The 17,818-nt window shown below is 71.5% G+C and carries 18 protein-coding genes, 1 pseudogene and 1 riboswitch; of the genes and pseudogenes, 8 read left to right on the plus strand and 11 right to left on the minus strand.

From position 1 onward, the window contains the following. The first annotated feature begins 46 nt into the window (after positions 1 to 46). Positions 47 to 1,430, plus strand: a pseudogene (locus ACF09E_RS28590) (serine hydrolase domain-containing protein). 135 nt (positions 1,431 to 1,565) lie between these two features. On the opposite strand, the gene ACF09E_RS28595 reads toward ACF09E_RS28590, so the two are convergent. The 3 genes from ACF09E_RS28595 to ACF09E_RS28605 all read right to left on the minus strand — a co-directional run bounded on the left by ACF09E_RS28595 (position 1,566) and on the right by ACF09E_RS28605 (position 3,552). After that, positions 1,566 to 2,018, minus strand: coding sequence for a GNAT family N-acetyltransferase (locus ACF09E_RS28595; RefSeq protein ID WP_392208188.1), 453 nt, complete (start codon positions 2,016 to 2,018; stop codon positions 1,566 to 1,568). Between the two features lie 81 nt (positions 2,019 to 2,099). Further along, complete coding sequence (locus tag ACF09E_RS28600; protein ID WP_392208190.1) at positions 2,100 to 2,558, minus strand: MarR family winged helix-turn-helix transcriptional regulator; 459 nt, start codon at positions 2,556 to 2,558, stop codon at positions 2,100 to 2,102. A 130-nt stretch (positions 2,559 to 2,688) separates the two neighbouring features. Beyond that, positions 2,689 to 3,552 (minus strand): GNAT family N-acetyltransferase, encoded by an 864-nt coding sequence (locus ACF09E_RS28605; RefSeq protein ID WP_392208192.1) that lies wholly within the window; start codon positions 3,550 to 3,552, stop codon positions 2,689 to 2,691. A gap of 114 nt (positions 3,553 to 3,666) precedes the next feature. On the opposite strand from ACF09E_RS28605, the gene ACF09E_RS28610 reads away from it, so the two are divergent. After that, the gene (locus ACF09E_RS28610; protein ID WP_392208194.1) at positions 3,667 to 4,320 is read left to right on the plus strand and encodes an HAD family hydrolase; all 654 of its coding nucleotides are present in this window, start codon (positions 3,667 to 3,669) and stop codon (positions 4,318 to 4,320) included. Positions 4,321 to 4,426: 106 nt separating this feature from the next. Continuing rightward, positions 4,427 to 5,719, plus strand: a complete 1,293-nt coding sequence (locus ACF09E_RS28615; protein WP_392208196.1) for a globin domain-containing protein — start codon at positions 4,427 to 4,429, stop codon at positions 5,717 to 5,719. Here ACF09E_RS28615 and ACF09E_RS28620 read toward each other — a convergent pair. The 5 genes from ACF09E_RS28620 to ACF09E_RS28640 all read right to left on the minus strand — a co-directional run bounded on the left by ACF09E_RS28620 (position 5,662) and on the right by ACF09E_RS28640 (position 9,520). Further along, on the minus strand, positions 5,662 to 6,156 hold the full coding sequence (locus ACF09E_RS28620; RefSeq protein ID WP_361859761.1) for an NUDIX hydrolase: 495 nt from the start codon (positions 6,154 to 6,156) through the stop codon (positions 5,662 to 5,664). The two genes, ACF09E_RS28615 and ACF09E_RS28620, sit on opposite strands and share 58 nt — an antisense overlap. 135 nt (positions 6,157 to 6,291) lie before the next feature. Continuing rightward, positions 6,292 to 7,188 carry a LysR family transcriptional regulator gene (locus ACF09E_RS28625; RefSeq protein ID WP_392208198.1) on the minus strand — a complete coding sequence of 299 codons (897 nt, stop codon included), beginning with the start codon at positions 7,186 to 7,188 and terminating at the stop codon, positions 6,292 to 6,294. 323 nt (positions 7,189 to 7,511) lie between these two features. Next, positions 7,512 to 8,645 (minus strand): cystathionine gamma-lyase, encoded by a 1,134-nt coding sequence (locus ACF09E_RS28630; protein ID WP_392208200.1) that lies wholly within the window; start codon positions 8,643 to 8,645, stop codon positions 7,512 to 7,514. Beyond that, complete coding sequence (locus tag ACF09E_RS28635) at positions 8,642 to 9,133, minus strand: low molecular weight protein-tyrosine-phosphatase (RefSeq protein ID WP_388800807.1); 492 nt, start codon at positions 9,131 to 9,133, stop codon at positions 8,642 to 8,644. Before ACF09E_RS28635 ends, ACF09E_RS28630 begins: the two co-directional genes overlap by 4 nt. Positions 9,134 to 9,142: 9 nt before the next feature. Further along, positions 9,143 to 9,520 (minus strand): phage holin family protein, encoded by a 378-nt coding sequence (locus tag ACF09E_RS28640; RefSeq protein ID WP_319315257.1) that lies wholly within the window; start codon positions 9,518 to 9,520, stop codon positions 9,143 to 9,145. A gap of 51 nt (positions 9,521 to 9,571) precedes the next feature. Between ACF09E_RS28640 and ACF09E_RS28645 the strand changes: the two genes are divergently transcribed. The 4 genes from ACF09E_RS28645 to ACF09E_RS28660 all read left to right on the plus strand — a co-directional run bounded on the left by ACF09E_RS28645 (position 9,572) and on the right by ACF09E_RS28660 (position 11,870). Continuing rightward, complete coding sequence (locus tag ACF09E_RS28645) at positions 9,572 to 9,889, plus strand: cupin domain-containing protein (RefSeq protein ID WP_392208201.1); 318 nt, start codon at positions 9,572 to 9,574, stop codon at positions 9,887 to 9,889. 172 nt (positions 9,890 to 10,061) lie between these two features. Next, entirely contained in the window at positions 10,062 to 10,280 is a 219-nt protein-coding gene (locus tag ACF09E_RS28650; protein ID WP_361859777.1) for a DUF5326 family protein, read from the plus strand. Between the two features lie 237 nt (positions 10,281 to 10,517). After that, positions 10,518 to 11,288 carry an IclR family transcriptional regulator gene (locus ACF09E_RS28655; protein WP_392208203.1) on the plus strand — a complete coding sequence of 257 codons (771 nt, stop codon included), beginning with the start codon at positions 10,518 to 10,520 and terminating at the stop codon, positions 11,286 to 11,288. Positions 11,289 to 11,426: 138 nt separating this feature from the next. Then, complete coding sequence (locus tag ACF09E_RS28660) at positions 11,427 to 11,870, plus strand: SsgA family sporulation/cell division regulator (protein ID WP_030317990.1); 444 nt, start codon at positions 11,427 to 11,429, stop codon at positions 11,868 to 11,870. 117 nt (positions 11,871 to 11,987) lie between these two features. Here the strand turns inward: ACF09E_RS28660 and ACF09E_RS28665 are convergent, their stop codons facing one another. Next, positions 11,988 to 13,397: a YibE/F family protein gene (locus tag ACF09E_RS28665; protein WP_392208205.1), complete on the minus strand. Its 1,410-nt coding sequence runs from the start codon at positions 13,395 to 13,397 to the stop codon at positions 11,988 to 11,990. A gap of 71 nt (positions 13,398 to 13,468) precedes the next feature. Continuing rightward, positions 13,469 to 13,615: riboswitch (TPP riboswitch) on the plus strand. Here ACF09E_RS28665 and thiC point away from each other — a divergent pair. Continuing rightward, complete coding sequence (gene thiC, locus ACF09E_RS28670; RefSeq protein WP_392208207.1) at positions 13,609 to 15,402, plus strand: phosphomethylpyrimidine synthase ThiC; 1,794 nt, start codon at positions 13,609 to 13,611, stop codon at positions 15,400 to 15,402. Its footprint overlaps the riboswitch before it by 7 nt. Positions 15,403 to 15,464: 62 nt before the next feature. Here thiC and ACF09E_RS28675 read toward each other — a convergent pair whose 3' ends face one another. Together ACF09E_RS28675 and ACF09E_RS28680 are read right to left on the minus strand one after the other, a co-directional pair. Then, complete coding sequence (locus ACF09E_RS28675; RefSeq protein WP_392208220.1) at positions 15,465 to 16,124, minus strand: hypothetical protein; 660 nt, start codon at positions 16,122 to 16,124, stop codon at positions 15,465 to 15,467. Positions 16,125 to 16,284: 160 nt separating this feature from the next. Further along, positions 16,285 to 17,688: a metallophosphoesterase gene (locus tag ACF09E_RS28680; protein WP_392208456.1), complete on the minus strand. Its 1,404-nt coding sequence runs from the start codon at positions 17,686 to 17,688 to the stop codon at positions 16,285 to 16,287. Positions 17,689 to 17,818 lie beyond the last annotated feature (130 nt).

Genomic DNA, 17,818 nt, shown 5'->3' on the forward strand with positions numbered 1-17,818 from the left:
CGCCGCGGCACGCGGTCCGTCCGGGGGATCACGTTGGATGGGGTCCATGACGACAACTTTCGAATCCCTGCTGCCCGGTACCGAGCGGGCACTCCTGCACCGTGTCGCGGTGGCCCAGTCCGAGGGGCGGGCGCCCTCCTTCGTGGGAGCGGTGGTGCGTGAGGGAGCGCTGGTGTGGAGTGGTTCCCGCAGCTGCGTGGACGGACACGCGCCGGACGCCGACACCCAGTTCAGGATCGGGTCGATCACCAAGGTGTTCACGGCCGTGCTGGTGATGAGGCTGCGGGACGAGGGGCTCCTGGGTCTCGACGATCCGCTGGAGCAGCACCTCAAGGGCACAGGCGTGGGGGCCGTGACGATCGCTCAGCTCCTCGGGCACAGCGCCGGTCTCGCGGCCGAGACGCCGGGGCAGTGGTGGGAGCGTTCCTCCGCGGAGCTGCGGCCGGAGCTCTCCGACGTCCTGGGGGAGGAGGCCTTCCGGCAGGCGCCCGGGCGCCGCCACCACTACTCCAACCCCGGCTACACGCTGCTCGGTTCGCTGGTCGAGGCCGTGCGGGGGGTGTCCTGGGAGGAGGCGCTGCGGCGCGAGATCCTGGAGCCGCTCGGGATGGACCGCACGACGCCGGATCCGGTCGCCCCGCACGCGGGCGGTTGGGCGGTGCACCCGTGGGCGGACGTGATGCTGCCGGAGCCGTCCGAGGACCTCGGGCTGATGGCGCCGGCCGGACAGCTCTGGTCGACGGCCGCGGACCTCGCCCGTTTCGCCGCGTTCCTCGCGGCCGGTGACGATCGGGTGCTCGCGGCGTCGACCGTGGCGGAGATGCGGGCCCCGGCCGCCGCGCCCGGCGAGGGCGACTGGGAGGGGAGTTACGGGCTCGGTCTGCAGCTGGTCCGCAGGGACGGCCGTACCTTGATCGGTCACTCCGGCTCGCTGCCGGGCTTCGTCGCCGCCCTCTGGGTGAGCGTGGAGGACGGGGTCGGGGCGATCGCGCTCGCCAATGCCACCTCGGGGCCTCTGACGGGGGCTGTGGCCGCCGATCTCGTCCGGATCGTGGCGGAGGGCCGAGCCGCGCTTTCCGGAGCCCTGGCGGCCGCTTCCGGCGGCCGAGGTCGACGAGGGGCTGCTGGCCCTGGCGGGCCCCTGGTACTGGGGTACGTACGCCTATGGGCTCCGGGTCGGCCCCGAGCGCGGTGTGGTGCTCGAACCCCTGCGGGGCGCCGGACGGCGGGCCCGGTTCCGGGCGCTGCCCGAGGGGGGCTGGATCGGGCTCAACGGCTACTACGAGGGCGAGACGCTCCGGGCGGTGCGGCGTGCGGACGGCAGCGTGAGCCATCTCGACCTCGGCTCCTTCGTCTTCACGCGGGAGCCGTACGCGCCTGAGGACGCGGTGCCCGGCGGTGTGGACGGGGAGGGCTGGCGCGGGCTCTGAGTCCTCGGGACGCCGTAGGTGACGGAGGTCCGGCTGACTCGTAGAGGACCCGTTCTGTGGTGTTTCACGTGAAACACGCCTGGAGGGTGCGCCGGGACCCGGTCCCGGCGCACCCTCGGCGGCGAGGGCTCCGCCTCAGAGGCTCTTCTTGAAGCCCAGGTGGGAGGCCTCGAAGCCGAGCCGCTCGTAGAAGCGGTGGGCATCGGTCCGGGTGACGTCGGAGGTCAGCTGGACGAGCCGGCAGCCTTGGCGGCCGGACTCCTCGACGGCCCACTCGATCAGACGGGTGCCCAGACCGCTGCCGCGCTCATCGGCGTGGATGCGGACGCCCTCGATGATCGAACGGGTCGCGCCCCGGCGGGAGAGGCCCGGGATGATCGTCAGCTGGAGCGTGCCGACGACCTTGTCCGCGCGGGTGGCCACGACGACGTGCTGCTGCGGATCGTTCACCAGACGCTCGAAGGCCGCGAGGTACGGGCCGAGGTCGTCGGGGGATTCGCGCTGCGCGCCCAGGGGGTCGTCGGCGAGCATCGCGACGATGGGGGCGATGTCCTCCGCGGTGGCGGGGCGTATCTCAAGATCGCTCATGCCCCGCAGCGTATGACGCCCCTCGGTCGGCGGGGATCGTCAGGCGGCCGGCCGCCGGTGGCGTGCGGGGTGTTCGCCGGCTCAGGCGGGGGCGCCCACACCCTCGACGACCTGGACCAGCGGGGCGAGCTCCGGGTTCTTGGCGGCCTCGTCGAGGGCCTCGCGCAGCGCGCTGTCGTTGGTGGGCCTGGCCTCCGCCAGGAGTTTCTGGCCCGCCTCGGTGACGTCGGTGTAGATGCCGCGCCGGTCGGTGGCGCAGAGGTAGCGGGTGAGCAGGCCCCTGTCCTCCAGGCGGGTGACCAGCCGGGTGGTGGCGCTCTGGCTGAGGACGACGGCGTCGGCGACCTGCTTCATCTGGAGGTGCCCGCCCGGACCGCTGTGCTGGCGGCTGAGGACGTCGAGCAGCGAGTACTCGCGCACGCTCAGACCGTGCCGGGACTCCAGGGCGCGCTCGATGTGCGTCTCGATCCTGCCGTGCAGGAGGGAGAGGGCGCACCAGCGCTGGGAGAGCGCGGTGAGTGCGGGGTCCGTCGCGGTCATGGTCTCTCCTCGGTCTCTCCTCGGCACCGGAGTGGTTCTCGACCAGGGTAAACGATGCGACGCAATAATGCGCGTGTGCAAGTAAATGGGGAGGTAGGGCCTCGCGCCGCCCGCCTCCCGCCGTGCCCGACTACCCCGCGGCGACCGTCAGCGGGGCGAAGCGGCGGGTCCAGTCGCCGGGAAGGTCGGGGAGGGAATGGACCATCACCGCGTTGAAGGCGATCGGGGCGAGGCCGTTCTCCTTCACCCAGCTCAGCAGGGCCGAGTGGCGCACGTCGATGTCCGTGCGCAGCGGCCGGTCGCCCGCGGCCGCGAGCGAGGCGATCAGCGCCTGGGCGGTGGCGGTGTCCCGGGCGATCAGCGGTCCTACGACATGGGTGTCCATGTTGGGCCACGCCGCCGCGAAGCCGGTGATCTCGCCGTTCTCCTCGGCCACCCGAAGGTGGTCGGCGAACGCGGGGAGCCGGGTGATCATGTGGGTGCGGTCGAGGCCGAAGACCTCGCGGTCGAGGCGGAGGATCGCCTGGAGGTCCTCGGCCGTCGCCGGGCGGACCGGAACGGCCGGCGCGGGTGCGGCGAAGGTGAAGCGGCCGCGCACCATCTCCGCGCGGCCCGTCCGGGCGAAGCCCAGCTGCTCGTACAGGGGCTGCCCGTTCGGGGTCGCGTGCAGGGTGAGCGGGGTGTCCCCGGATTCCGAGAGGACGTGCTCCATGAGGCGGCGTCCCACGCCCTGGCGGGCGTACTCCTCGGCGACGAGGACCATGCCGATCGCGGCGAGCCCCGGCCCGTACGAGGTGACCACGGCACAGCTGATCAGCCCGGACCCGGACGGGTCGTCGATGCCGTAGCCGGTGCCGGCGCTGAGCAGGAGGCCCCACTTGTGCTCCTCGCGCGGCCAGTTCCGGTTCTCGGAGAGGTCGGCGCAGGCGAGGAGGTCGTCCACGGCGAGGCGCCGGATGGGAAGCTGGGCGAGCGACGTGGGGGAGATCGGCATGGAGCCAGGCTGGCCGACGCGGTGATCTCGCGTCCACCGCTTTACCGGAGCCGGCCGCCCGCGGTCGGCGGTCGCCCGTAGGGGACGTTGCCTCCGGCTGCGAGGCCGGAGACGATGTTTCACGTGAAACCGCGACGACAGCGCCTGCATCTCTTCGACCTCGACGGCACCCTGATCCGGGGCTCGGCCGCTGCGGTGGAGATCTCGCGCCAGCTGGGGGTCGACGAGGAGATCGCCGCCCTGGAGAAGGGCTTCCTCCAGGGGCTCACCCCGGACGAGTTCGCCGTCCGGGCCCGCGAGCTGTGGTCCGCGCTCACCGTGGAACAGGTCGCGGCGGCCTTCGACGGGGCCCCCTGGCTCCTGGGCATCCGCGAGGTCTGGGCGGACATCCGGGACCGCGGTGACCGCTGCGCGGTCATCTCACTCTCTCCCGACTTCTTCGTCGAGCGGCTTCTCGACTGGGGTGCCGACGCGGTGCACGGATCGCGTTGGCCCTCCGTCCCCTTCACCGAGCCGGTGCACCGACCGGGCATCCTCGACGCGCTTGCCAAGGTGCGGATCGCGGGGGAGCTCTGCGCCGAGTACGGAGTGGACCCGGCCCACTGCGTCGCCTACGGGGACTCGATGTCCGACGCGGAGCTGTTCGCGATCGTGCCGGACACGGTCGCGGTGAACGCCGACCACCACCTCGCCGGGCTCGCCCGCCACACCTACACGGGAGGCGATCTGCGCGAGGCCTATGCCTTGGTCCGAAACAGCGCAGCTTAGTCAGAAACCCCGCCCTTTGGCCCGAGAACGCCGCTTTCCCTCCGCGACGCCGGTCGGAGGGGTCATGCTGCGTCCACGGAAGCCGGCCAGCGCGAGGGCGAGGCACATGATGGATGCTCCGACCACCACGAGGGCGCCGGAGGACGAGGACGGGCCGGAGCGCCCGGCGGGGGACGGAAACGGGCCCCGCCGTCCGAGAGAGGGCGGACACGAGCCCCGGATAGCGGCGGAGCCCTCCGCGGACGCGGTACTCGTCCGCCGCACCCTCACCGAGATCGCCCCGGTCGCCGACCGGGTGACCTCGTACTTCTACGCCCTGCTCTTCATAGGGAACCCGGGGCTGCGCGAGATGTTCCCCGCGGCCATGGACACCCAGCGGGACCGCCTCCTGAAGGCGCTGCTCACCGCGGCGGAGCACATGGACGACGCTCCGGTGCTCACCGCCTACCTGCAGAACCTCGGCAGGGGACATCGCAAGTACGGCACCCACGCCACCCACTACCCGGCCGTCGGCGAGGCCCTCATCGGCGCGCTCGCCCGGTACGCGACGACGACCTGGGACGAGGCGACGCAGGCGGCCTGGGTCCGGACGTACACGACGATCTCCCAGATCATGATCGACGCGGCGGCCGAGGACGAGCTCTCGGCGCCCGCCTGGTGGCAGGCGGAGGTGGTCTCCCACGATCTGCGGACCTCGGACATCGCCGTCATCACGCTCCGCCCCGACCAGCCGTACCCGTTCCTGGCGGGCCAGTACACGACGCTGGAGACCCCGTGGTGGCCGCGGATATGGCGGCACTACTCGTTCGCCTCGGCGCCCCGCCCGGACGGGCTGCTCTCGCTCCACGTGAAGGCGGTCCCCGCGGGCTGGGTGTCCAACGCGCTGGTGCACCGGGCGCGCCCCGGGGACGTCCTGCGCCTCGGTCCGCCGGCCGGCTCGATGACCGTCGACCACGACACGGACACCGGCCTGCTCTGTGTCGGCGGAGGCACCGGGATAGCCCCGATCAAGGCGCTGGTGGAGGATGTCGCCGAGCACGGGGACCGGCGTCCGGTCGACGTCTTCTACGGGGCCAGGAGCGGCCACGACCTCTACGACATCGACACGATGCTGCGTCTCCAGAAGACCTTTCCCTGGCTCTCCGTCCACCCGGTCACGGAGGAGCAGGGGCGGCTCCCGGAGGCGGTGTGCCGCTACGGCTCCTGGAGCGAACGCGACGCCTACCTCTCGGGGCCGCTAGGGATGGTGCGCCGCGGAGTGGACGCGCTGCGGGGAGCGGGGGTCCCGGCGGAGCGCATCCGGCACGACTTCCTCGCCGAACTGGCCCCGCCGACCGACGATCAGCCCAGGTCGGGCGCGTGCATGGCGCGGACGCCCTCGATGTTGCCGTCGAGGTAGTGGCGCAGGGAGAGCGGGACGAGGTGCACGGCGGCGATGCCGACCCGGCTGAAGGGCACCCGCACGATCTCGTACTCCCCGACGGGTTCGTCCATCTCGGGGCCGTGCCGCAGCGAGGTGTCCATGGAGTCCAGCCGGCAGACGAAGAAGTGCTGGACCTTCACCCCGGAGACGCCGCCGTCGACGATGTGCTCCATGGTGTCGACGAAGCAGGGCACCACGTCGACGACCTTCGCGCCGAGCTCTTCGTGGACCTCGCGGTGCAGGGCCTCGACGACGGTCGCGTCGGTGGGTTCCACGCCGCCGCCGGGCGTGACCCAGTAGGGATCCATGCCCGGCTTGGTGCGCTTGATGAGGATGAGGTCGTCCCCGTCGAGCAGGATGGCGCGGGCGGTGCGCTTGATCACGGGCCGTTCGGTCGTGGGCCGTTCGTTCATGGGAAGAAAATGGCCCGTCCGGGGTGTCCTGAAACGCGTTCCCGGGGTCGACTCACCGGCGCCTGGGGAACCGAGCGGCTCCCCCGCGGAACGACGCGGCTCCCCCGCCGCGCCCTTGGGCTCCGCTGCCGTGGCTCACCAGTCGCCCGCCGCCCGGAGCAGCTCCTCGTGGGCCCGTGCGAGGGGGGCCAGCGCGAGCGTTCCGGTCCGTACGACCAGGAAGTAGGTCCGCAGCGGGGGGACCGGCGGGTCGAGCAGGGCCACGAGCCGTCCCTGCTCCAGGGCGTCCTCGCAGAGATAGCGGGGAAGGACCGCGAGCCCCGCGCCGGCGGCCGCGGACTCGCGGACGGCACGGAGATCGGGGGTGATCACGGTCGCGGCGACCGCCGGCTTGGTCTCGAAGACGCTCGCCCAGTAGCGGGCGACGAAGGGCAGCGATTCGTGGACCTCGACCACCGGCAGCTGCTCCAGGACCACCGCGCCCTTGCGGAGCAGGACCTCGGGGGAGAGGCGGGCCGCCCAGCGCGGGGCGGCGACGAGGACGTACTCCTCGTCGCAGAGCGGGGTGGAGGCGAGCAGACCGCCCCGGGGCCGGGCGGTGGCGACGGCCAGGTCGTGGTGACCGGCGGCGAGCCCGTCGAGGATCTCCTCGGTGTTGCCGAGGAACGACGCCCTCACGGCCAGGCCCTGGCCGACCAGCGGGGTGAGGGCGGGCACGACGCGGAGCGCGGTGAACTCCGGGGGCCCGGCGACGTGGAGGGTGCGGACCCCGCTCTCCTCGTCGGCGCCGGTTCCGGCGATCTCGACGAGGGCGTCCAGATGGGGAGCGGCGCGGTGCGCGAGCTCGTCGCCGATGGTGGTCGGGGTGACGCCGCGGGCCTGCCGGAGGAAGAGGGGGCGGCCGAGCTGGCGTTCGAGGGTCCGGATCTGGCTCGTGACGGCCGGCTGGGAGAGCCCGAGGAGCGCGGCGGCGCGCGTGAAGGAGCCGGCCCGGTGCACCGTGACGAAGGTGCGCAGCAGGGCCAGATCCATGGTCGCCCCCTCCCGGCCGTGCGGCCGTTCGACTCACGCGGTCGGCTGACTGCGCCTCAGGACCGTCCAACTATAAATAAGTCGATAGGTCTCTGTCGCTACCGTGATTGGACACTGACGCACAGTCAACTAGCCTTGTACAGGCGGTCTCCGCGCGTGGAACCGAGGCGTTCCGAGCCACGAGGGGGGAGGCTCGGAGCGTCTCGTTCCGTGCGGCGGGACCGGTGCGGACCATATTCCGGCAGGCTCCGTCGCCTGGCCGGAAACCGCTCCCGACCGGTCCCGACCGGTCCCGACCGGTCCCGACCGGTCGCGTGACGGGCTTACGCCCCGGCCTCGTCGAGGGCCCGCAGCACGTCGGCGATGAGGTCCTCCGGGTCCTCGGCCCCCACCGAGAAGCGGATGAAGCCCTCCGCCACCGCGTCACCGCCCCAGCGCCCGCGCCGCTCCGCCGTGGAGCGCACGCCGCCGAAGCTGGTCGCGTCGTCCACGATCCTCAGCTCCTCCAGGAACCGGTCGGCCCGCTTCCGGTCCGCCAGTTCGAAGGAGACGACCGATCCGAAGCGCCGCATCTGCCGGGCGGCCACCGTGTGCGAGGGGTCGTCCGGCAGCCCGGGGTGGCGCAGCCCGGTCACGTCCGGGCGCGCCGCGAGGGCCTGAGCGAGCGCGAGCGCGGTGGAGCACTGGCGGTCGATCCGCAGCTGCAGCGTGGCGAGCGAACGGTGCGCGAGCCAGGCCTCCATGGGGCCGGGGATCGCGCCGACGACCTTGCGCCAGCGGCGCACCTCCGCGGCCCGCTCGGGGTCGCGGCAGCTGACGTGGCCGAGCAGGATGTCGCCGTGCCCGGTCAGGCCCTTGGTGTCGCTGGCGACGGAGAAGTCCGCGCCCAGTTCGAGGGGACGCTGGCCGAGCGGTGTGGCCAGGGTGTTGTCGACGGCGACGAGCGCCCCCGCGGCATGCGCCTCGCGCACCAACCGGCGGATGTCGCAGACGTCGAGCCCGGGGTTGGACGGGGTCTCGATCCACAGCAGCCGGGCCCCTTCGAGGACGGCGAGCTGGCCGTCCTCGCGGGTGGGCGCGCTGCGGACCTCGATGCCGTACGCCCTCAGCTGCTCGTGCAGCAGGGGCAGGGCCTGGTAGCCGTCGTCGGGGACCACCACGGCGTCGCCCGTCCTCAGCTGGGAGAGGAGGACGGCGGAGATCGCGGCCATGCCCGAGGCGAAGACCAGCGTCTCGACGTCCTGCTCCCCCGGTGCCTCCAGCTCGCCGATCGCCCGTTCCAGATGGGTCCACGTCGGGTTCTCGTCGCGGCCGTACGCGTATCCGCCGGTCGGCTCGCCCGGCAGGTGGAAGTGCGCGGCGAAGACCGGCCCCGGCAGGGTCGGCTCGTACTTCACGGGTTCGGGCAGCCCCGCCCGGACCGCGCGGGTGCCGTCGCCGTAGTGCTTGTCGGTCACGGTGTCCGTTCCTCCAGTTCGCGGCGGACGGCCGCGAGCAGTCCCGCGCTCGCCGCCTCCACCATCTCCAGGCACTCCTCGAAGCCCTCGCGGTCGCCGTAGTAAGGGTCGGGGACGTCGAGTGCGTCCCCCGCGGCGGGGTCGTAGGAGCGCAGCAGTCGTACCCGCGCCGCCTCCTCGGGCGTGCGGGCGAGTCGGCGCAGTTCGCGCAGGTGCCCTTCGTCCAGGGCGATCACCAGGTCGAGGGCGGGGAACCAGGAGGCGCGGAACTGCCGGGCGGTGTGCGCCGAGGTGTAGCCGTTCTCGTCGAGTACGGCGACCGTGCGGTGGTCGGCGCCGTCGCCCTCGTGCCAGCCTCCCGTCCCGGCGCTGTCGACCTCCACCCGTGCGCCGAGGCCGGCGTCGTCCACGTGCCTGCGGAAGACGTGCTCGGCCATCGGCGAGCGGCAGATGTTGCCGGTGCAGACGAAGCAGACGCGGTAGGTCACGGCAGGCACTCAGTCGCCGTCGGGGAGCACGACGTTCAGCGCCCACGAGACGACGGAGATGATCAGGCCGCCGAGGACGGCGGTCCAGAAGCCCTCCACGTGGAAGCTGAGGTCGAACTGCTCGGCGAGCCAGGACGTGAGCAGCAGCATCAGGGCGTTGACGACGAGCGTGATGAGCCCGAGCGTCAGAATGAAGAGCGGCAGCGTCAGCAGTTGGACGATCGGCTTGACCAGGAAGTTCACGAGCCCGAAGACGAGGGCGACGAGAATGAGGGTCAGTGCCTTCTTGCCGGTGCTGTCACCGGTCAGGGTGATGTCCTGGACCAGCCAGATGGCCACTCCCAGGGCGCCCGCGTTCGCGAGCGTCTTGACTACGAAATTCATCATGTGTCTGATCGTGGCAGACATGATCGGGCCGAGGGCAGGGACGGACGGGCGATGAAGGCATTCCGGCTGGATGAACTGGAAGCGGAACGCGCCGCGAACGAGGGCGCGTACCTCCAGTTCCTGCGGGAGCGGAACATGTCCGTGGGCCTGTACGCGCTGGACGCCGGCGCACTCGACCCGCAGCAGCCGCACGGCCAGGACGAGGTCTACTTCGTGGTGAGCGGCCGGGCGGCGATCACGGTGGGGACGGAGACGACCCAGGTGGCGCGGGGCAGCGTGGTGTACGTGCCGGCCGGTGTGGAGCACCGCTTCCACCACATCAGCGAGGACCTGCGGGTGATGGTGGTCTTCTCCCCGCCGGAGGCCTGACGCACCGGATTCCGCTCCCTGGTCCGGCCTGATCGGCAAGACGCCCCCCTAGGGGGCGGATCAGGGGAGAGCGGGGGCCGCGGGACCTCCGTGCGCCCCCTCCGGAACCTAGCCTTGAGGTTGTTCCGCACGGGGTGTGCGGAACGGATCTTCGAGAGCGAGGGAGAGGACGATGGCCGTACAGGAGGTTCTCGCGGGGATGCCGTGGTGGGTGAAGTGGGTCGCCATACCCGTCATCGCGCTGCTCGTCTTCGGCGGACTGATCACGAGCGTCCTCGCCTTCGTGGTCGGACTGCTCTTCAAGGTGCTGCTCTTCGTGGCCCTCGTCGCCGGACTGATCTACGTCGTACGGAAGTTCACCTCGTCCGACCGTTCGCGCGAGGAGTGGTAGCACACGCTACCCGGCAGTATGAAGCCGACGGAGGGGATTAGCCCGGCCGGGGGAACGCACCGGTTTAAGCAGGGCGCGGGCCCGAGGGCTCCCACTAGAGTGGAATCCCTCCGCCGCGTTGGGGACTACAGGCGTAGACATCCCTGCTGACCAGCGGTTTCCCAGGCCCGGCGGGCGCGCGGGGGCGGCCCCCGCGGGCGGGTGCAATGCATCCGTCGTGATGCCTGGGGGTGACCTTTGGCCACGGCTTCGCAAACGGCTGCGCCTACCCTGATCGGCTCGGTGCAGCGGGCACTGAGACTGCTGGAGGCCGTGTCCTCCCACCCGGACGGCGCCCCGGCCAAGCAGCTCGCCCGGGAGACGGGCCTCCCGCTCCCCACCACGTACCACCTGCTCCGCACCCTGACGCACGAGGGCTATCTGCTCCGCGAGAAGGGTGTGTTCGTCCTGGGCGACGCCGCGGTCCGACTGGCCGGCGGCGGAGGTGTGCAGAATCGTCGCATCAAGATCGAAGACTCTCTCGCCCGCTGGCGGGACGCGATCGGCGTGCCCGTCTACTTCGCCGTCTACCGCGAGGGGGAGATCGAGCTCGTCGCCGTCGCCGACACTCCCTCCGCGCCCGCGGTGGAGGAATGGGCCGATTTCCGTGAGACGGCTCACGCCCATGCGATCGGGCAGTGCCTGTTGAGCCAACTCGATCTGAGATCTCGTCAAGACCACCTCGATCGCCACCCGGTCGAAGCCATCACTCCGTACACGCTGCGTAACCGCCGTGAGCTTTTGGAGCGTTTGGGAGGTTTGGGGCGAATGGAGCCTCTGGTGGAGCGTCAGGAATATGCGTTGGGCACGATCTGCGCCGCAATCCCCATCACTGCGGGCTCCATGACGGCCGCAATGGCCATTTCTCTTCCCCTTCACCAGGAAGAACGGTTGCTCCCAGCAGTCGAGCAACTACGCACGGAGATCGGGAGGCTCTTCAGTTCGCTCGCGTTCTCTATCAGTATCTGAAAAATCACTCCTTGTGATCTGCTAGTGCTTACAGCACGATTGCGTCAAGAGGGCCGCGGGGGATCATTCCTGGCCGTTTCGGTCACAGCTTTCAGCAGCTGTGTTTACACAACTGCTCCATCTACTGCGGGGTACATGATGCGAGAGTCGGTTCAGGCCGAGGTCCTGATGAGCTTCCTCGTCTCCGAGGAGCTCTCCTTCAAGATCCCGGTGGAACTCCGATACGAGACGCGGGATCCCTACGCGGTGCGGATGACCTTCCACCTCCCCGGGGACGCGCCGGTGACCTGGGCGTTCGGCAGGGAGCTGCTGCTCGACGGGATCAACCGGCCGAGCGGGGACGGCGATGTGCACATCGCCCCGACGGAGCCCGAGGGCCTCTCGGACGTCTCCATCCGGCTCCAGGTCGGCGGAGACCGCGCCCTGTTCCGGGCGAGCGCCCCGCCGCTGGTCGCCTTCCTCGACCGTACGGACAAGCTGGTTCCGCTCGGTCAGGAGCGCACGCTCGGCGACTTCGAGGACAACCTGGAGGCCGCGCTGGGCCGGATCCTGGCCGAGGAGAGCGCGGGCCCGGCCGCCTGAACCGGCGCGCCTCCCGCGCGCACCGGCGCACCCGCCCGGCACGGCGCGCACCCGCGCACCGACCGCGGCACCGCGCGCCTCCCCACACTCGCCCGGCACGACCCCCGACCTCACTCCTCACTTCGCGCGACGGCGCCGTCCACCACGTGCCGCCGCGGGCTTCCGGCTTCCCGTGCCCGGTGCTCCCCCGGCGTCCGTGCGGTCGGCGGAGACCACCAGGGCCGCGAGCGCCGTGGTGAGAGGCACGGACGCGACCAGACCGATCGATCCCACCAGGGTCCGGACGATCTCCTCGGCGACCAGCTCGCTGTTGGCCACCGTCCCCATGCTGCTCTGCGCGATGGAGAAGAGCAGCAGCAGCGGGAGGGCGGCACCCGCGTAGGCGAGCACCAGCGTGTTCACGACCGAGGCGATGTGGTCCCGGCCGATCCGGATGCCGGCCCGGTACAGGGCACGCGGCCCCATGCCCGGATCGGCCTGCTTGAGCTCCCAGACCGCCGACGTCTGGGTGACCGTGACGTCATCGAGCACACCGAGCGAACCGATGATCACACCGGCCAGGAGCAGGCCGGACATGTCGATCTCCGGGTACAGGCCGTGGATCAGGCCGGTGTTGTCGTCGGTGTTGCCGCTCAGCGAGGCCCAGCCGATGAACACCGAGCCGAGCAGGCCGATCAGCAGGAGCGAGATCAGCGTCCCCAGCACCGCGACCGAGGTCCGGGCCGAGAGCCCATGGCACATGTAGAGGGCGATCAGCATGATCGCACTCGATCCGACCACCGCCACGACCAGTGGGTTCGACCCGTCGAGGACCGCCGGCAGGATGAAGAACGTCAGGATGAGGAAGCTCACGACCAGCGCGACGAGGGCCATCACGCCTTTCATCCGGCCGACCAGCACGACGGCGACCGCGAAGATCCCGGCCAGCACCGCCAGCGGGAACTTGCGGTTCACGTCGGTCACCGAATACTGCAGGTCACGCGGCGCGTCGGGGGCGTAGGCAACCACCACGCCCTGGCCCTCGTGCAGTTGGCGCGGGGCGTCGGGCTGCACGATCTCGGTGAACGTGCGCCCCTTCTCCGGACCGCTGGTGACCTCGATCGTCGCCTTCCCGCACGTCCCCTCCTGCGACCTGACCGCCTCGCGCCCCTCCGGCGTCGAGGTGTCACCGGTGGGCGGCACCTGACCCGCGTTCACGGAGGCGCAGTCGACCTGCTGGACCGAGACGACCCTGCCCTGCTCGGTCTGCCGGTCGAAGCCGACGCCGGTGCGCTCGTGCGGGGGCGTGCCACCGGGCCACAGCACCACCAGCCCGACCACGACCGCCGTGGCGAAGGGGATGAGGATCGCGGCGATGACCCTGCGCAGATGCCGGGACACCGGGGTCGCGGGCCCGTGGCTGTGGCTGTGCCCATGGGATCCGTGTGCCGGACCGTGCCCGTGCGAGGCATGCGGCGCGGCATGCTCGTGGGGCCCGCGGTCGTGGTCGTGGCCGTGCGGCTCGGGGGTCTGTCGGGGGGAAGTCACCGACCGATCATCGCAAGAACGGCAGGGGCCCACTGTTCAGCACGCCAGGGATGACGCTAGCGTGGTGGCACCTTTGCACACGCGGGAGCTCGGAGCACCGGGCTGAGAGGGCGCTGATCACCGTACGCGCGTACCGATGTACGTACGGGAGGAGGCTGCGCCGACCGCCGAACCTGTTACCGGGTAATGCCGGCGTAGGGAGATCGGTCTCATGACCATTCAGGATGCACGCACGCCTGCCTCCGAGCAGAACGACACCTCTGCCGACGGCGCTCGCACGCCGGGCTGGCACAAGGGATACGTCCAGGGCTCGCGCCCCGACCTCAGGGTGCCGGTCCGCCAGGTGCACCTCACCAACGGCAAGGACGTCACGCTGTACGACACGTCCGGCCCGTACACCGACCCGGGCGTCGACACCGACGTACGCCGGGGCCTTCCGCCGCTGCGCGAGAACTGGATCATCACGCGCGGCGACACCGAGGAGTACGCGGGCCGGCCGGCCCGTCCCGAGGACGACGGCATCAAGCACACCTCGCCGCGCGGCGGGGGACTCAAGAACCTCGACGCGGTCTTCCCCGGCCGCCCGCGCCTGCCGCGCCGCGGTCGCGAGGGCCGGGCCGTGACCCAGCTCGCGTACGCCCGCCGGGGGGAGATCACCCCGGAGATGGAGTACGTGGCGATCAGGGAGAACGTCTCCCCCGAGGTCGTGCGCGAGGAGATCGCCGCGGGCCGCGCGGTGCTCCCGGCGAACGTCAACCACCCGGAGATCGAGCCGATGATCATCGGCAAGCGGTTCCTGGTGAAGGTCAACGCCAACATCGGCAACTCCGCCGTCACCTCCTCCATCGAGGAGGAGGTGGAGAAGATGACCTGGGCCACCAAGTGGGGCGCCGACACGGTGATGGACCTGTCCACCGGCCGCAACATCCACACGACCCGCGAGTGGGTCCTGCGCAACTCCCCCGTGCCCATCGGCACCGTGCCGCTCTACCAGGCACTGGAGAAGGTCGACGGCCGCGCCGAGGACCTGAGCTGGGAGATCTACAAGGACACGGTCATCGAGCAGGCCGAGCAGGGCGTGGACTACATGACGGTGCACGCCGGCGTGCTCCTGCCGTACGTGCCGCTCACCGCGCGCCGCAAGACCGGCATCGTCTCGCGCGGCGGTTCGATCATGGCCGCCTGGTGCCTCGCGCACCACAAGGAGAACTTCCTCTACACGCACTTCGAGGAGCTCTGCGAGATCCTCGCGACGTACGACGTCACCTACTCGCTCGGCGACGGGCTCCGCCCGGGGTCGATCGCGGACGCCAACGACGAGGCGCAGTTCGCCGAGCTGCGCACGCTCGGCGAGCTGAACACGATCGCCAAGCGGCACAACGTGCAGACGATGATCGAGGGCCCCGGGCACGTCCCGATGCACAAGATCAAGGAGAACATCGACCTCCAGCAGGAGATCTGCGAGGAGGCGCCGTTCTACACGCTCGGCCCGCTGACCACGGACGTCGCGCCCGCGTACGACCACATCACCTCCGGCATCGGCGCGGCCATGATCGCCTGGTGGGGTACGGCGATGCTCTGCTACGTCACGCCCAAGGAGCACCTGGGCCTGCCGAACCGCGACGACGTGAAGACCGGCGTCATCACGTACAAGATCGCGGCCCACGCGGCGGACCTGGCCAAGGGCCACCCGGGCGCGCAGGAGTGGGACGACGCGCTGTCGGACGCGCGCTTCGAGTTCCGCTGGGAGGACCAGTTCAACCTGGCGCTTGACCCGGACACCGCGCGCGAGTTCCACGACGAGACGCTGCCCGCGGAGCCCGCGAAGACCGCGCACTTCTGCTCGATGTGCGGACCCAAGTTCTGCTCGATGAAGATCTCGCAGGACATCCGCCGGGAGCACGGCGGCGACCTGAAGGCGGACGAGATCGAGGCCGGAATGGCCGCGAAGTCGGCCGAGTTCGCGGCGACGGGCAACCGCGTGTACCTCCCGCTGGCGGACTGACCCCCGCCGCCCGGCGACCACACCGGCCCGCGACCCCGGGGGAGTCGCGGGCCGGTGGTGCGTCAGGGGCCGGGGGAGCCGGTGGGCGGGGTGGTGGCGGCGAGGACGTCGCGGAGGAAGGGCAGGATGCCCCGTTCGAGGAGGGCGCGGCGCCAGGCCTCCCGGGCGCGGGACAGTTCGTCATCCGGTCCGGGCTCGCGCGGGCCGTCCGTGCTCACTTCGGCGGGGCTGTTGCGCAGGGCCGTCACGAGCAGCCCGGCGGCGGCGCCGAGCAGGCCGGCGGCGGCCACCGCGCCGAAGACCAGGCCGGCCGTCAGCAGTGTCGCCCCGAACGCCACGGTGGGGGCGACGGCGTGCAGGACCGCGCCGACCAGCAGGAAGATGGCCGCCGCCGTGCCCGCGAGGACGGGCACCATGACGGTCAGGATCGCGACGACGCCGGGGCCGTCGCCCGGGCGGTCCGAGGGCGCCGGGGGCCGGGCCCCGAGGGCGGCCCGGTGCTGCTCGCGGACCTTCACGAAGTGCTCGTACTCGCCGGCCGCCGCGCTGGTGACCAGGGTCGTCGCGTTCAGGGTCAGGGAGCGCAACTGGGCGAGCGAGAGCCGGGTTCCCGCTCCGGCGAGATCCGGACGTGCGTGGGCGGTGCTCAGTGCGTCGTCGAGGACCCGCTCGTACTCGGCGCGGTCCTCGGTCAGCAGGTGCGGAGCCACGTTCATGTGCATCCCCCGATGCTCCGTAGGCCCGGATCAGCCGTGGGACACGGTCGGTCGGGCGGAAACGGAGGAGAGCCTGCTACGGATGGACACGATGGTATTGCGGTCGTGCCACGCGCTGACAGGGTGTTTCCGGAATTCGACTTCCCCGGATGCGGAGGGTTATGCGTCAGTCGTTCAACGGGAGTTGGACGACCAGTAGCTTTCCGGCCATGGTCACTCCGCCGTCCATGGCGATCGCGAGACCGTCCGCGTACACGTGCGGTCCGTCGACGACGGGGCCCGAGCTGTCCTCGTCGTCCTCCGTGCCGACCTGCCCCAGGAGGTACGGGATGGGGCTGTGGCCGTGCACGATCCGGGAGCCGCCGTAGGTGGACAGCAGCTCCTGGACGGCCTGCGGACCGCCCTCGTCGCGGAACGCGAAGCGCTTGGTGAACTTCCTGAAGACGTCCCAGACCTCCTCGGCGTCGTTGCGGTTGAGGATCTCGTGGACGGTGTCGTTGACGTCCTCGATGGTCTGGCCGTAGTCGAGGTACGCGGTGGTGTCGGAGTGGAGCAGCAGGTGGTCGTCCTCGCGGACGACGGCGTCGAGCCGGGACATCCACTGCAGGTGCACGTCCTGGAGGCGGTCCATGTCGTGCTTCTGGCCGCCGTTGAGCAGCCAGGCGGCCTGGAAGGTGGCGGTGCCCGCGCCGGAGTTCACCGGGGTGTCGCCGAAGCGCTTGGCGCCGATGAGCAGCAGTTCGTGGTTGCCCATGAGGGCCTTGCAGTAGCCGCCGGCGGCGGCCGCCTCGGCGGACAGGCGCATGACGAGGTCGATGACGCCGATGCCGTCGGGGCCGCGGTCGGTGAAGTCGCCGAGGAACCAGAGGCGGGCGTTGCCGGCGGACCAGCTGCCGTTCTCGTCGACGAGCCCCTGGGCGCGGAGGGCGGCGACGAGCTCGTCGAGGTAGCCGTGCACGTCACCGACGACGAAGAGCGGACCGGGGCCCTCGCCGCCGGCCGGGGCGGGCTCGGCGGCGGGCCCGGCCGCCACCGGGACCTGGACGGTGTCGCCGCGGCGGTTGATGACCGGGAGGTCGCGCTCGGTCGGCGTGTAGCCCTCGGGCATCCCGCCCTCGGGGAAGGCGTTGCCGGGGTGGCCGGTGGCGACGGAGACGATGGAGGAGCCCGCGGGCGCGGAGCCGGGGGCGTACGCCGGCGGGGCGAGGCGACCCAGGTGCAGGGTCGGATCGGCGGGCGCGGGAGCCGGCGGACCGGCCGGGGGCGCGGGCGTGTCGGGCGCGCGCGGGGGGACCGCGGGGGCGGTCGGGTGCGCGGTCTCCGACGCGGCCGGAGGTGCCTGCGCCGCCGGTGCGGACGCGGCCGGAGGGGTGGATGCGGTCACGGGTGCGTGCTCCGGGTGAGCGGGCTCGGCGGGTGTCGGCACCGGCAGCGGCTCCGTGGTCGTCGGATCGGCGGCGTGGCCCTGTACGGGCACGCGGGCGTACGGCGGTACGCGGAAGTCGCGCAATGTCGCCGTGCGCGCCACGGGCTCCTGCCCGGCCCCCTGAGTCATGGACCCCTCCACCACCGTCGCGATGCCCTGCACAGCGCGGACCGGCCTGGTCGGGGTGGTCCGCGATGTCGTGCGCCCATCATAGGAATGAGGGTCCTCCTGTGTGACGCACCAGGGGTGGTGAATCCGGGTCCACTCCGGGTTC

Origin of the sequence: Streptomyces sp. NPDC014891 (assembly GCF_043081085.1) — a bacterium.
Taxonomy (GTDB): domain Bacteria; phylum Actinomycetota; class Actinomycetes; order Streptomycetales; family Streptomycetaceae; genus Streptomyces.

What these genes read in the sequence shown, in the direction of transcription:
- ACF09E_RS28640 (WP_319315257.1), bottom strand. Translation starts at nt 9,520, where the DNA reads ATGATGAATTTCGTAGTCAAGACGCTCGCGAACGCGGGCGCCCTGGGA.
- ACF09E_RS28595 (WP_392208188.1), bottom strand. Translation starts at nt 2,018, where the DNA reads ATGAGCGATCTTGAGATACGCCCCGCCACCGCGGAGGACATCGCCCCC.
- ACF09E_RS28625 (WP_392208198.1), bottom strand. Translation starts at nt 7,188, where the DNA reads ATGGATCTGGCCCTGCTGCGCACCTTCGTCACGGTGCACCGGGCCGGC.
- ACF09E_RS28660 (WP_030317990.1), top strand. Translation starts at nt 11,427, where the DNA reads ATGCGAGAGTCGGTTCAGGCCGAGGTCCTGATGAGCTTCCTCGTCTCC.
- ACF09E_RS28620 (WP_361859761.1), bottom strand. Translation starts at nt 6,156, where the DNA reads ATGAACGAACGGCCCACGACCGAACGGCCCGTGATCAAGCGCACCGCC.
- ACF09E_RS28600 (WP_392208190.1), bottom strand. Translation starts at nt 2,558, where the DNA reads ATGACCGCGACGGACCCCGCACTCACCGCGCTCTCCCAGCGCTGGTGC.
- ACF09E_RS28605 (WP_392208192.1), bottom strand. Translation starts at nt 3,552, where the DNA reads ATGCCGATCTCCCCCACGTCGCTCGCCCAGCTTCCCATCCGGCGCCTC.
- ACF09E_RS28650 (WP_361859777.1), top strand. Translation starts at nt 10,062, where the DNA reads ATGGCCGTACAGGAGGTTCTCGCGGGGATGCCGTGGTGGGTGAAGTGG.
- ACF09E_RS28675 (WP_392208220.1), bottom strand. Translation starts at nt 16,124, where the DNA reads ATGCACATGAACGTGGCTCCGCACCTGCTGACCGAGGACCGCGCCGAG.
- ACF09E_RS28610 (WP_392208194.1), top strand. Translation starts at nt 3,667, where the DNA reads ATGTTTCACGTGAAACCGCGACGACAGCGCCTGCATCTCTTCGACCTC.
- ACF09E_RS28615 (WP_392208196.1), top strand. Translation starts at nt 4,427, where the DNA reads ATGATGGATGCTCCGACCACCACGAGGGCGCCGGAGGACGAGGACGGG.
- ACF09E_RS28645 (WP_392208201.1), top strand. Translation starts at nt 9,572, where the DNA reads ATGAAGGCATTCCGGCTGGATGAACTGGAAGCGGAACGCGCCGCGAAC.
- thiC (WP_392208207.1), top strand. Translation starts at nt 13,609, where the DNA reads ATGACCATTCAGGATGCACGCACGCCTGCCTCCGAGCAGAACGACACC.